Annotated in this window: 13 protein-coding genes; 10 read left to right on the top strand and 3 right to left on the bottom strand. The window is 38.8% G+C overall.

Annotation, left to right across the window (positions count from 1 at the left end; genetic code table 11):
• Positions 1 to 116: 116 nt before the first annotated feature.
• Positions 117 to 947 carry an STAS domain-containing protein gene (locus V7201_RS16370; protein ID WP_438825063.1) on the top strand — a complete coding sequence of 277 codons (831 nt, stop codon included), beginning with the start codon at positions 117 to 119 and terminating at the stop codon, positions 945 to 947.
• A 60-nt stretch (positions 948 to 1,007) separates the two neighbouring features.
• Here V7201_RS16370 and V7201_RS16365 read toward each other — a convergent pair whose 3' ends face one another.
• Positions 1,008 to 2,753, bottom strand: coding sequence for an AAA family ATPase (locus V7201_RS16365; protein WP_335377821.1), 1,746 nt, complete (start codon positions 2,751 to 2,753; stop codon positions 1,008 to 1,010).
• Positions 2,754 to 3,075: 322 nt separating this feature from the next.
• On the opposite strand from V7201_RS16365, the gene V7201_RS16360 reads away from it, so the two are divergent.
• Entirely contained in the window at positions 3,076 to 4,320 is a 1,245-nt protein-coding gene (locus V7201_RS16360; protein WP_335377820.1) for an MFS transporter, read from the top strand.
• Positions 4,321 to 4,516: 196 nt separating this feature from the next.
• Here V7201_RS16360 and V7201_RS16355 read toward each other — a convergent pair whose 3' ends face one another.
• On the bottom strand, positions 4,517 to 5,464 hold the full coding sequence (locus V7201_RS16355; protein WP_335377819.1) for a magnesium transporter CorA family protein: 948 nt from the start codon (positions 5,462 to 5,464) through the stop codon (positions 4,517 to 4,519).
• A gap of 312 nt (positions 5,465 to 5,776) precedes the next feature.
• Between V7201_RS16355 and V7201_RS16350 the strand changes: the two genes are divergently transcribed.
• From V7201_RS16350 to V7201_RS16330, 5 genes are all read left to right on the top strand, one after another.
• Positions 5,777 to 6,280 carry a CBO0543 family protein gene (locus V7201_RS16350; RefSeq protein ID WP_335377818.1) on the top strand — a complete coding sequence of 168 codons (504 nt, stop codon included), beginning with the start codon at positions 5,777 to 5,779 and terminating at the stop codon, positions 6,278 to 6,280.
• Between the two features lie 86 nt (positions 6,281 to 6,366).
• Entirely contained in the window at positions 6,367 to 8,031 is a 1,665-nt protein-coding gene (locus V7201_RS16345) for a DUF6044 family protein (RefSeq protein ID WP_335377888.1), read from the top strand.
• 19 nt (positions 8,032 to 8,050) lie between these two features.
• Positions 8,051 to 9,088 carry a glycosyltransferase family 2 protein gene (locus V7201_RS16340; RefSeq protein ID WP_335377817.1) on the top strand — a complete coding sequence of 346 codons (1,038 nt, stop codon included), beginning with the start codon at positions 8,051 to 8,053 and terminating at the stop codon, positions 9,086 to 9,088.
• Positions 9,042 to 9,512, top strand: coding sequence for a GtrA family protein (locus tag V7201_RS16335; RefSeq protein WP_335377816.1), 471 nt, complete (start codon positions 9,042 to 9,044; stop codon positions 9,510 to 9,512). The genes V7201_RS16340 and V7201_RS16335 overlap by 47 nt, the downstream gene beginning before the upstream one ends.
• Before the next feature lie 111 nt (positions 9,513 to 9,623).
• Positions 9,624 to 10,454, top strand: coding sequence for an undecaprenyl-diphosphate phosphatase (locus tag V7201_RS16330; RefSeq protein ID WP_335377815.1), 831 nt, complete (start codon positions 9,624 to 9,626; stop codon positions 10,452 to 10,454).
• 52 nt (positions 10,455 to 10,506) lie between these two features.
• Here the strand turns inward: V7201_RS16330 and V7201_RS16325 are convergent, their stop codons facing one another.
• The gene (locus V7201_RS16325; protein WP_207502782.1) at positions 10,507 to 10,659 is read right to left on the bottom strand and encodes a YpzG family protein; all 153 of its coding nucleotides are present in this window, start codon (positions 10,657 to 10,659) and stop codon (positions 10,507 to 10,509) included.
• Between the two features lie 366 nt (positions 10,660 to 11,025).
• On the opposite strand from V7201_RS16325, the gene V7201_RS16320 reads away from it, so the two are divergent.
• The 3 genes from V7201_RS16320 (at position 11,026) to V7201_RS16310 (ending at position 13,637) form a co-directional block, all read left to right on the top strand.
• A complete protein-coding gene (locus tag V7201_RS16320) occupies positions 11,026 to 11,967 on the top strand; it encodes an ABC transporter ATP-binding protein (protein WP_335377814.1) in 942 nt (313 codons plus the stop codon).
• The gene (locus tag V7201_RS16315; protein WP_335377813.1) at positions 11,964 to 12,908 is read left to right on the top strand and encodes an ABC transporter permease; all 945 of its coding nucleotides are present in this window, start codon (positions 11,964 to 11,966) and stop codon (positions 12,906 to 12,908) included. The genes V7201_RS16320 and V7201_RS16315 overlap by 4 nt, the downstream gene beginning before the upstream one ends.
• Positions 12,909 to 13,079: 171 nt before the next feature.
• On the top strand, positions 13,080 to 13,637 hold the full coding sequence (locus V7201_RS16310; RefSeq protein ID WP_335377812.1) for a GNAT family N-acetyltransferase: 558 nt from the start codon (positions 13,080 to 13,082) through the stop codon (positions 13,635 to 13,637).
• Positions 13,638 to 13,882 lie beyond the last annotated feature (245 nt).

The raw sequence follows: 13,882 nt of genomic DNA, 5'->3' as shown, positions 1-13,882 counted from the left end.
TTTTTAATTCCGAAGATATGTCTGATATAATTCATTTAAAGGACAAGTGCACCTATTCATGTACCTTGTCCATTAAGATTATATAGATCATCATGACAGATGATGGGGGAATGAACGTGCATAGAAGCAAATCCTTATATACATTTTTAAAGGGAAGAACACGTGATTTAACTGAAGAATGGTACAAGAACATTGATAAAACGAAAACAGCAGGAGTTTATGCCTCAAACGATCCAAAGGTCATCGAGGCCTTAAAGGACCAGAATCATGAATTTCACCTTCACTTTATTGAGGTCTTTAATAAAGGGGCGGTTGAATTTTTTGAGGAATTTGAACCCTGGATCATTAAGATTGCCAGTGACATTGAACATATTAATACACCGATCCAGTATGTCATAAGAGAATTCAAAAATGTCAGGAACCAGTATTTCGACTATGTAAATAAGTTTGCAGAGTTAAACACAGAAGTAACTAGACAGGAAAGAGATGCATGGTTTGAGATCATTCTCAAGGAATTTGATGAAGTTATTTTAAGATTCATTGAAGGGACCTATAAATACTCTCAAAATGTATTGATAGCCCAACAGGAAATGATCAACGAGTTGAGTGCACCTGTTATTTCCTTAAGTAATCATCAGGGGTTGCTGCCATTGATTGGCGATATTGATACTTCAAGAGCAAAGATGATCCTCGAACACACTCTAAAGCAATGTGCTGACAGAGATATCCACCATCTTTTCGTAGATCTTTCGGGTGTGGCTATGATCGATACGATGGTAGCACATCAATTGTTCCAGCTGCTAAAGGCGTTAAAGCTCATTGGAGTAAAAACTACTCTTTCAGGAATTAGACCTGAAATTGCCCAGACAGCTGTACAGCTCGGACTCTCTTTTGAAGGTACAATGATTAAAAACAGCCTGGCACAAGCTCTTGACCATACAAAATGACAAAAAAACGGCTTCCCATTTAGGAATCCGTTTTTTATGTTAATTTGTTATCCAAAAACCTTAAGCCATCATATAACGATCTTCTCGGAATCCTGCTTTATCCTGTACAATCTCATCTACTTCTGAACCTTCAAGTGTTTCTTTTTTCAGTAAAGCCTCTACAAGACGTTCAAATTGAGATTGGTGGGCATTGATGATCATTTCAGACCTTTCAAGTGCTTCCTCAAACAATTCCTGCATTTTTGTTTCTTTTAGATCTTTGCTGAAAGTAAGCGAGAAGCCTTCCTGTAACAGGCCAGTATCCACCATTTGTTCAATGATCTGTTTTGCCTGCTGTACATCACCGCTGACTCCTATACTATGTTCACCAAGGAACATTCTCTCTGCTACTCCGCCTGCAAGGATCATCGCAATCCTGTCAAGGAGGTCGCTTGTCGTTGAAAGCTGAAGTTCCTTAGGAATTGGCGCTACGTAACCAAGTGCTTGTCCGCGCGGAATGATCGTTGCTTTACGAACAGAACCTGGCTTTGTTACTGATGATACAAGAGCGTGTCCTGCTTCGTGAATTGCAACCCTGCGCTTTGTATCATGATCCTTAAGAGTACGGGAAGTGCTGCCAAGGATTGTTCGATCGAGTGCATAATCTATATCACTTTTTGAAATGAAGCTCTGCCCATTTCGAAGGGCACGCCTGCTTGAAGTTTCAAAGAGTGAGTGCAATTCTGCACCGGAAAAACCAGAAGTGCTTTCTGCAAGATCATCTAATGATGCAGCTACATCAGAAGCAAGATTTTTCCCTTTAATATGGATATCGATGATTTCTCTTCTGCCTTTCGTATCAGGAAGAGGAACATTGAATGAGAAATCAATTCGGCCAGGACGTAGGAAAGCATCATCCAACATATCTTTCCGGTTCGTAGCGGCAATAAAGAGGATGCCATCGTTGGCATGTCCACCGTCAAGCTGCACTAGAAGCTCAGTCAGCGTTTTTTCTCCTTCTTCGCCTCCGTTAGGCTTTCTTTTTCCGGCTAATGCATCTACTTCATCAATAAAAATGACTTTAGTGCCTTGCTGTTTCCGTGCGTTCTGAAATAGACTCCGGACACGGGAAGCACCGACTCCAATGAACATTTCATTGAATGCTGAACCACTTGCTGAATAAAAACTTGCATTCAATTCACGGGCGATTGCTTGGGCAAGCAATGTTTTTCCTGTTCCTGGAGGTCCATATAATAAAATGCCCTTAGGCGGTTTGATTCCCATTTTTTCTGATTTCTCTGGATCCTTCAAGATTGATAGAGTTTGAAAGATTTCTTCTTTCATTTCATCCTGAAGACCGCCAACATTTTCTAATGTAATTGAAGGAAGAGGAGTTGGTTTGGAAACACTGTTTTTCATTTTATTTCCTGGACCGAATCCACCAGTTTTCTTTTGGATGACATATACAGCACCCATAAGCAAAATAAGGATACCGCCCAGAATCCATGCTCCAAATTTGCTGTTATTTGCATATTCATAGCTAATATTATTCTTTTCTACTAATTTATCTACCATTTGGCTCCCAGGGGGTACTTGGGAAACAAATGTAGAATCTTTCGTTTCTAATACTAGAGTTCCATCTATATTTTCAGTAAGAGTTGCGGTTTCACCGTTTAGACTCTCAACCGTATTTACTAATGAGGAAAAAGGTACTGACACTTTTTCGTCTGCCTTTTGTACTATAAAGGTTGCTGCTATCGTCAATATCACCATAAACGCCGCGAATAGCGGAAGGATCTTAGAAACAAGTTTCAGATTTGAATTCATGCTTTCAGCTCCTTTTTGAATCTATCTACCATTATAAGTAATAAACCCATGTTATGAATGGGTAAATTGACTGAAAGAGACTGGTAAATATATGTAAACACATACGATAAGGTTTATAAACCCTCTCAAAGCGGGTATAGAGCAGGTTTTTAATTTGTCTATTGGGAAAATAATTGTGAAGAAATTGTGACAAGCTTATCCGTATGGAAATTTTTTCAAAAAACAACTAAAAGCATCTTGAAACTTTTGGAAGTTCTCGATAGGATGAAAAGAGACTAGAATTTACATTATGCAAAAATTTTCTGCATCAGGAGGGGTCTGTTTGAAGGGCTGGAAAAATCCCTTATTATTAATATTCGGGATAGGGATATCAAACATTGGTAACTGGATATATTTTGTAGCAATCAACTTATTGGTTCTGAAAATAACCGGATCAGCAGCAGCTATTGCCGGGCTGTTCATTATCAGGCCGCTAGCAATACTCTGTACCAATACATGGGCGGGCAGTGTAATCGACCGGGTGAATAAGCGAAAGCTCATGGTTTATATCGACTTAATAAGAGGACTGCTTATTGCCATCATCCCATTCTTTTCATCTTTAATTCCGATCTATATCATTATGTTTTTAACTAATGTTGCTGGAGCCTTTTTTGCTCCTACTTCAGAAACATATATTACTAAACTGGTGCCAGCTGAAAAGAGGAAACGGTTCAACTCTATGTTTTCGTTTGCAACCTCAGGTGCGATGCTGGTTGGGCCAAGTGTCTCCGGAATATTGATCATGTACGGCAGCATCAATACAAGTATATACATAAATGCTGTTACTTTCTTCTTTTGTGCAGCCGCTATTTTCTTTTTGCCTGATGTAGATCAAGGTACAGACAATGCGACGGCGAGAGATAGGATTACGATGCCAATGATTGTGAGCGATTGGAAGGCTGTTTTTCATTTTGGCAAGACAGCTATGGGGTTCATGCTTGTATTTTTGATATTCCAGTTAATTACTTTAATCTCGTTCGCTCTAGATTCTCAAGAGGTTACTTTCATACAGCAAATCGTAGGATTATCGGAGAAAAACTATGGATTATTAGTCAGTCTGACAGGAGCCGGATATGTAGCAGGTTCTTTTGCAGTTTCAACCATTGCCAATAAATTATCAATACGTACGCTGATGGGAATGGGATCGTTTCTTTCTGTATCAGGTTACCTTTTATTCTATATCTCATCATCTGGGACGGTTCCACTGGCAGTATTCGGTTTTGTTCTCATAGGATTTTTTTCTCCGTTTTCATTCACAGGGTACAGCACTTTTTTCCAAAATAATGTGCCAGTGGATTTAATGGGGCGATTCAGCAGTGCATTTGCGTTTTTTCAGGCGATCATCCAAATCATCCTGACCCTCGTTTTGGGCTATTTGGCAGAACACCTGGATTTGCAGACAGTCACCGTTGTGTTCGCTGGAATTGGCGTACTGCTGGCCGTATTCCTGACATCGGTTGTTTTCCTCCAATCAAAACAAAATTTATTTGCTCTTGAGTCAGAAACAAACCTCACTGAAAATGGGTAAAGCAAAAGCTGTACAGGACAATATGAACTGTACAGCTTTTTTATTTGCCTATGTAACACCACGATAGAAGATATGGTCAGCAAATTATATTTTTGAAAGCTACTTAAGTTTCCTCACCTTCTATCGAGTACTATAATCTACCTTCTAGCAAAGAATCGCCCTCAAATAAGGTCTATGCAGATTATGTATATACACATCATTTCTTATTTCCCCACCATCCCTTAGCACGGAAAAATAACGCGATGCCTGCACCAATCCCAAACATTAGGAAAAGGGCATATCCATAGCCAAATCTCCATTTCAACTCTGGCATGGATTCAAAATTCATTCCATACATCCCAGCTATAAAGGTCATCGGAAGAAAAATGGCGCTAACGAGGGTGAGTGTTTTCATTATTGAGTTTGCATGGTCTGATTTTAAAGTCATCTGCAAATTAAAGATACTATCAAGTGATTCCTTGAATGAATCAAGCGCATTGACTACCCTCGCATAGCTATTATTCAAGTCTTTAAAGTACAAAGCAGAATCCTCATCAACAAACTTCAATTCTTTTCTAGATATCGTTGTCATTACTTGGTCCTGGGCTTCAATTGTTTGCCTCAGCTCGTGAAGGGATGACTTCCAGCGATGGATACTTCTGGGAATCTCATTTTCAAATGGCTTGTCAAAGACATTCCGTTCTAGTTTCTGAATGTTATCTGCAATCCTGTCTACCATTTTTAAATCAATTGATGATACTTTATCAAAAATATGGTAGAGCACTTTGCCGGAGGTTTCCATTTGTTCAGGATGTTCGAAAAAGAGCTGTTCAAGCTGGGCTAAGAGATCAATATTTTCCTCTTCCTTTGTAATGACATAGTTTGCACCAACCAATATGGTGATTTTTGCTTGTGTATAGTCATCTTGTATAGCAAACAACGAGATAATAGCTTCATTATTAAATACATCAATCTTTGGGATATCACTGAATTGCTCTAATCCTTTTTTGGCAAGAGGGTGGATTTCCATCTTGCTGATAAATTCGTCAAATCGTTCTTTATTGGTAGGTTCGAAATGAATCCAAATAGTGTCACTGGAAGAAGAGGGGAGGGTATATGCCTGCTCCTTCTTTACATTTTTACTTGTCACATTGTAGTGAAGCATAAATAATACAGCAACCTTTCAGTTTTTATGGATATAGAATTTCCCATCATAAAGGAAATATATCCATTCCCCTGAAATAGAGTTTTTTAAAAATTTATTTCCTTTTGAAACCATAGCGTGAACATATATTCTAGTTAGGACTAAATATCTTTCATTTAAAACTTGAACTTGCCTTTCCGAAACTAAAAAACATAACCTAAGCGATACATAAAAAATCTGGAAATTGCTGAAAATACAAAAGATTGCAGAGCTGGAATATTACTATATTAGTTTGCTGCCTCGGGCATTCCGTCACATAAAGGAGTTGAGATCTTGTTTCATGCCGCAGTTTTAGCAGGAGGAGTCCTGCTTTCATTTAAATTGGGCAAATGGAGAATGTGGAAGGAGTACTTGCCAACATTTTATTTCTGGGCCTTATTTAGCTGCTTCTATGAATATATATCCTACATCGGCAACAAGCATTTATGGGAATTTGAAAAGAATTTCATCAGTCTTTTCGTTACGGAGAGCTTATACACATTTATGTTTTATCCCAGCATGATCATTCTGTTTCTTGGAAATTTCCCCCATGAAAAAACGAAAAAAATATACCATTATCTCAAATGGATTTCGTTATCCTTATTAATTGAAAGTATTGCACTCAAAATCGGTGCCATTCGGTTCTCCAACGGGTGGTCGATGGGCTGGGAAGTTTTCTTTTATAGCACGATGTACCCCATGCTGCGCCTTCATTACAGAAAGCCATTAGCAGCACTTATATTATCGTTCTTCTTTGTACTCTTTTATTTAATCGTTTTTGACTACGACATAATTTGAATCCGTTTTTGGGAATAGTTTCATAAAAGAGACCACAAACTTTAATAAGGCAAATATGATGGATGAGGTGTAGGGAATTGTTTTACATGCAGGATAAGGAGCGGCGACTGATCGTGCTGGCATTGTTAGGGATTGCTCTTTTTCTATCACCGTATTTTATTTTGGGAGAGAAAGCTCATATCAGGGTCCATGACAATCTCGATTCAAATTTGGCATGGTATAAAGTACTTGCTGAAAGCGGCCAGATAACAGGTTCTGTCACAGCGGAGATCCCACAGGTGATAAATGGATTGCCCCGGAATGCACTAGGAACTGAATTTTCATTGATCGTTTGGCTTTATTATTGGTTCCCGACTATGACTGCATATGGTTTCAGCCAGGCAATTACAAGATTTACAGCATTTCTAGGCATGTATTTACTATTAAAAAAACACTTCATCCAGGATGAAAGATGGGGGATTATCCGTGTAGGCACCTCACTAGCCTTTGCGCTAACTCCTTTCTGGCCTTCTGGAATGTTGAGCACACTTGGGATGCCATTGGCACTTTGGAGCTTTTTAAATATTAGGAATGGCGAACGGAAATGGACCAATTATTTCGTATTAACGGTTCTTCCATTCTATTCAAGTATCGTCCTTGGTTTTTTCTTTTTTCTTAGTGCGATGGGCGTATTCTGGTTTTTAGATATTCTTAGGGGGAAGGGATGGAACTGGCGTTTTTTTTTAGCAATCGTTTATATGACTTTTGTTTATTTAGTGACTGATTATCGACTAGTCTATTCATTTTTATTTGATGAAGAACCGAACAGCAGGGATGAATATTTTCATGCGCGGCTTACATTTGGACATTCTGTTAGGCTGACCATTAAAAATTTTATATACGGCCATCATCATGTTCATACCATCCATACAATGATTATTCTGCCAGTCATCATCCTTGCTCTTATCTTGATCTGGAAAAACCGTACCTGGAAGATAGAAAGGTCCTATGTCATTCTGTTTGCTCTCAATTTCCTTCTATCCGCATGGTATGCCTTCTGGTTTTATAAAGGCTGGCTTCCTCTTACGAAAAGGTTCCACTTTTTGGATACGTTTAATTTTGCCAGATATCATTTCCTTCGGCCGCTGATTATCTATATCTTGTTTGCCGCAGGACTTAGAATTGTTTGGAACGAAGGAAGACTGTGGAGAAAAACAGTTCCTTGGGTTGTTGGTGCGCAAATAATATTGCTCTGTTTTTCAAATGAAGAAATCATCTATAAAAAAAAACCGAGTGTTAAGGAATTTTACGCAGAGGACCAATTTAATGACATAAAAGAGTACATCGGCAGACCACAAGATAGTTACCGGGTTGCGAGTATCGGCCTGCATCCGGCAATTGCCCAGTATAATGGCTTTTTCACACTTGATTCGTACAATAACTTTTACCCGTTGAACTATAAAAAGCAGTTCAGAGAAATCATTGAAAACGAATTGAAGAAGAATAAAAGGATTCGCGTTTATTTTGACGAATGGGGCGGCCGCTGTTATCTGTTTACGGATGAGCTTGGCAAGCATTATATGTTTAAAAAAACATCAAAGAAACGAATCAAAAACCTGAAGTTGAACTTGCAGCCATTCAAACAGATGGGCGGGGAGTATCTATTCTCATCCGTACCAATTCAAAACGCGGCAGCAAATGGACTCCATCTCGACAAAGTGTTTTCGTCAAAGTCCAGCGCCTGGAAAATTTACCTCTATGAAGTTTTATAGCAGCTAGGAGGATTCAGCAATGAACTTACCCATATTGACAATAGTAGTCCCTTGTTACAACGAGGAAGAAGTACTGCACGAGACTATTGAACAGTTAAAAACTATCCTGGATGAAATGGTTTCAACCACAAATGTTTCAGATAAAAGTAAAATACTTTTTGTTGATGATGGGAGTAAGGATCATACCTGGAATATGATATATAAGGAAAGTCTCAAAGGTGAATATGTAAAAGGCTTGAAGCTATCCCGAAATGTTGGGCACCAAAACGCATTGCTTGCAGGTCTTTTTACAGCAAAAGATGCCTCAGATTGCCTCATTACGATAGATGCAGACCTGCAGGATGATGTAAATGCTATAAAAGAAATGGTTTGTAAGTATACAGAGGGTTACGAGGTCGTTTATGGTGTTCGGAGCAAGCGGGACAGCGATTCACTTTTTAAAAGGGCCACAGCAGAGGGATTCTATAAGGTAATGGCTAGACTTGGAGTAAAACTAGTTTTTAATCATGCTGATTTTCGATTAATGAGCAGTCGAGCTGTAGAAGAGTTACAAAACTTTGCTGAAGCGAACATGTTTTTGCGTGGAATTGTTCCGCTGATTGGATTCAGCTCAACTTCGGTTTTTTATGAAAGGAAGAAACGTGCAGCTGGAGAGACGAAATATCCCTTAAAAAAGATGTTTGCTTTCGCGTTCGATGGCATCACTTCATTTTCCGTTACTCCAATCAGATTCGTCCTGCTTATTGGATGTATTTCATTTTTTGTCAGCATGGCATTTGGTGCGTATTTTCTTGCCTTGAAATTTTTTGGTAACACTCAGCTTGGATGGACGTCATTAATCACTTCCATCTGGCTGATCGGCGGACTCCAGCTTATTGCTCTTGGACTGGTAGGTGAATACATAGGCAAAATCTACAAGGAAACAAAGCGAAGGCCAAAGTATATCATCGACATCGATTTATTCAATCTTCCTGTTTCAAGGAAGCTGATGAATACGGAAGGGATGGTCTATGAGCCACTTGACACTGAAGCTCGGAAGCTGTCTGAAAATAACTAATAAGCTGGTAAATAGGCTAATGCGCTCACTTAAAATAAATCCAACTTTCCTGAAATTCCTCCTGGTCGGCGTATTAAATACTTTCATTGGCCTTGGAATAATGTTTTGTTTAAAAAATGGATTGCAGTGGCCTTATTGGATTGCAACCTTTACGGGTAATACGGCTGGAGCAGTGGTAAGCTTCTTTTTGAACAGGGTATTCACCTTTAACAGCAAAGTTCGAATTAAAGAGGGAGCTTTAAAATTCACAGCAGTGATCCTAATTTGCTACCTATTATCCTTCTCAGTCAGCAAATTTCTCTCTAGCCTAATTGATGGAAGGCAAGAATTACTCTCTACTGACAACCTGGCTATTATTTTTGGTGCTGGAATATATACAATTACGAATTATTTTGGTCAAAAAATAGTGGTTTTTCAAAAGTGATTTAAAAAAGGGCAGCCGAAACAGCTGCTTTTTTAGTTGACTAAAAATGCAAAAAAGGATAAAAAGAAATGAGGCACATAGCAATTTTAAAAAAAGAGGAGCTTTTGATTCATGAATTTATGGGAATTATTCGTAGCATTTATACTTGGCTTAGTAGAAGGGTTAACTGAATTTGCCCCTGTTTCGTCTACTGGACATATGATTATCGTAGACGACTTGCTGCTTCACTCGAAGGATTTATTTACAGAGCAAGTGGCAAATACTTTTAAAGTCGTAATCCAGCTAGGTTCCATTTTAGCAGTGGTCATTGTGTTTAAAGACAGATTCATGAATTTATTAGGCTTAAACAAAAAAGAATCTTTCGGAGATTCGACTGGCAGATTAAGTCTGTTAAAAGTGATTGTTGGGTTAATTCCAGCAGGCGTTACAGGAGTGTTATTCGAAGATTATATCGATGAACATTTGTTTTCTGTCGAAACAGTCATCATTGGCCTGGTGATCGGAGCCATCCTGCTAATTTTAGCAGACCGTCTTCAGCCTAAAAACCTAAAAACAGAAGATGTTGACCAAATCACGTACAAACAAGCCTTTGGTGTGGGCCTATTCCAATGTTTAGGCTTATGGCCAGGTTTCTCTCGATCAGGTTCCACGATTGCAGGCGGTGTCTTGCTCAGCATGAGCCACAGGGCTGCATCTGACTTCACGTTCATCATGGCTGTTCCAATCATGTTGGGAGCAAGCGGCATATCACTTCTGAAAAACTGGCAGTATTTCTCGATTGATGCTTTGCCATTTTTTATCGTAGGATTTATTAGTGCGTTTGTCTTCGCTTTGATTTTTATCAAATTCTTTTTGAAATTGATTAACAAAATCAAATTGGTTCCATTTGCAATTTATCGAATCATATTGGCTGGATTGATTTACTTTATATTCTTGCCATAAGTAAAAGGAAAAGGCCCAAAAGCCTTTTCCTTTTTACGTTTCGAAGCATCCTTTACCAGCGGTGTGCTTTCGCGTTGCCACGCGCAAGAATGGTATTTTTCGATACCTGCGTCTGGCCATTTACTTGCGAATTTAAACGCTTGCGCCTTGTCCAAGTGTGGTGGAAAAGTTCTGAGTGCGGATCCAAATGATCTTTGTAACTCATACAATCACCTCAGGAATGGATTTTTGAAACGCTCGATATTCCTAAGAACATCACATATAGCGTTTGTATTATCGATGTGCAATATACACTTGGCTCTGTTAAAGCTGAATGTTGATTTTTAAAATCCTGTTGATTGTAATTTGAAGAAGGTAAAAAGTACAATTCGAAAAAAAGAAAACTTTTTCACTTTTATTGTAACTTTTTACATTTTTCATCGTATTAAACAATGTGAGAAAACAATCCATCCAATTTTACATTAAGCATTCTTAAAAGGTCTATGTTGATTTTCCAGCACCAGGGTAATTTTAACTTTGTCGCTTTTATAAGTTAACATAGCCTTATTTTAGAAAGAAAAGGGGAGAAACTATGTCGCAATTTGCCCTTGAGGTAAAATCTCTAACAAAAACAATCGGCAAAAAGACCATCGTTAATGACGTAAGTTTCGAAGTGGAACGCGGAGAAATATTTGGGCTTTTAGGACCGAATGGAGCAGGAAAAACGACAATTATTCGTATGATCGTCAGCCTGATCAATCGAACTGGCGGTACAGTCATGGTAAATGGCCATAATTTGGACGAGTCTTTTACATTGGCAATGAATGAACTTGGCGCTATCGTTGAAAATCCCGAGTTTTACAAATACCTCAGTGGTTACAAAAACCTTCGACATTATGCGCGAATGGCTCTTACTGAAATAAGTGAGGAACGAATCGAAGAAGTAACAGAACTAGTGGGTTTACAGCATGCAATTCATGATAAAGTCCGTACATATTCACTCGGTATGCGCCAAAGATTAGGTGTAGCGCAGGCAATTTTACATAAACCTTCGATTTTGATTCTTGACGAACCTACGAATGGTCTTGATCCACAGGGAATTAGGGAATTCCGCGATTATTTGCGATTGTTGGCTAGCCAGGGGACCTCTGTATTGGTTTCTTCTCACCTGTTATCTGAGATGCAGTTGATGTGCGATCGTTTTGCGATAATTGAACAAGGCAAGCTCATTCATATTTCGACGATGAATGAAAATGAAGATTCACAAGCGAAAGCTTTGCGTTCTGTTGAGATGGAAGTTTCAAATGTAAACGTGGCATCCAAACTCTTAAAGGAGAAAATGCCGACTGTTAAAATATCGTCCATGAAAGATCACCGGATTATACTTTCTGTTGAGAAAGACGCTATTCCTGAAATCAACAAGCTGTTGGTTATGAATGAAATTGATGTTTTTGAAATTCTGAATGTGAAAGCAACTTTGGAAGATCGCTTCTTGGAAATCACCAATAAGGATAAAAAGGAGCAGATGGTATGATTGCACTAATCCAAAATGAATTAATGAAGATTTTCGGCAAAATGGCTAGCTGGATTTATATGATCGTCATAGTAATGGCTGTTTTAATTGCCGGTATTATTTATATGAAGTTCAGTGGTGAACCAAACCCTAACTGGCGTGAGGATATCCAGGCAGAAATCAATATGCTGGAGAATCAGCTTACATCAGCACCTGAAGAAGAAAAACCTTTGATTCAGACACAAATTGACCAAAACCAGGAATATCTGGACAAAGATATTGATCCTACAGCCAAAACTAATTGGCACTTCATGAATGAAGTTGTGATCGGTGTGAGCTCACTGGTTACGCTGTTCGTCGTTGTGGTGGGAAGTGCAAATGTCGCTGCTGAATTTTCAGATGGAACAATCAAACAGCTCCTGATCAGGCCACACAGAAGATGGAGCATTTTGCTTTCCAAATATATCGCTGTCATCATATACGCTTTGCTATTGGTTGCAACACTGGTTGTTTCAGGATACTTAATCGGATTGCTGCTATTTGGCAGCGGTGATTTCAATATGAAGATTTTCGAAGTGACATTGGAGGGCAGAAAGGAAGCAATCGTTGGCACTCAGTTCTTTTTGAAGATGCTTTACTATTTGCCAAGCTTGCTGGTTATTATGACAATCGCCTTTATGCTTTCAACTTTGTTTAAGAGCCAGGCATTAGCAGTTGGCATCGGCATTTTCGTCCTGTTCTTTTCATCCACTTTAGGCGGTATCATTTTAATGCTTGCGGATAAATATGTGTGGGCGAAATTTTTAATCTTCCCGCATTTGGACTTAACCGTGTATGCTCTTCAGGATAGAATCCTCGAAGACATTACACTACCTTTCTCACTTTCAATCCTTGCTTTGTATTACGCAATCTTTTTGATTGTAACATTTTTCTTTTTCCAAAAAAGGGATATCAGTATTTAAGATAGAATTTTTTAGAGAGCGGCATTTGTCGCTCTCTTTACATTTTGGCTATGTTAAATTGAACAGTAGATTTTCGCTCCAGACACACGCTTTTCGCGTGACATCAGGTCTTAAAGATCAACATTCACCTTTAACACAGCTTACTTTACATAAGAAAGGGGCAGGGGATATATGAACCCGCTTTTATTGGATTTTCCAAGCGAATTTGAAACGGACAGGCTGTTGATCAGGATGCCATTGGCTGGAGATGGAGCCGTAACATGTGAGTCAGTTAATACTTCATTGCCCGAGTTAAAGCCTTGGATGCCATTCGCGCAAAAGGAACAAACGATTGAAGAAACTGAAATCAATATCCGCCAGGCATACATAAACTTCTTAAATAGAACAGATTTACGCTTGCTTGTCTTTAAAAAGGATACAGGTGAATTTATTGCTTCATCGGGCTTGCATCGAATAAACTGGGATATACCGAAGTTTGAAATTGGCTATTGGATTGACACTCGCTACAGCGGGAAGGGATATATGACTGAGGCAGTGCAGGGGATTACCGACTTTGCAGTACGTGAACTCAAAGCACGGAGGGTTGAAATAAGATGTGACTCACGGAATGTAAAAAGCAGGGCGATTCCAGAAAGATTAGGATTTACACTTGAAGGAATATTAAAGAATGAATCTATTTCAGTTGATGGTGAGCTGAGAGATACATGTGTATTTGCGAAAGTGTTTTAGGAAATAAGGTAAGATTGATTCCATTAAATAGAATCTAATTACCTGAAAGCAGCCATTTTTGCCTGTTTTTTAGTTTGTAGACAAAAAAGCCACACTAATAAAGAGTCTTGGTTACTTAAAAGAACAAAAACTGGAAAAAACACCCACCAATAAAGCCTGTTGGGTACATGAATCAACTAGAAAATGGGAAAAGAGCTCTCCAATAAACCCTGTTGGTTGCCTGAATAAACTAAAAACTGGAAAAA

Source organism: Bacillus sp. JJ1122 (genome assembly GCF_036964885.1).
Taxonomy (GTDB): domain Bacteria; phylum Bacillota; class Bacilli; order Bacillales; family Cytobacillaceae; genus Mesobacillus.
This window is presented reverse-complemented; position numbering and strand designations above follow the sequence as displayed.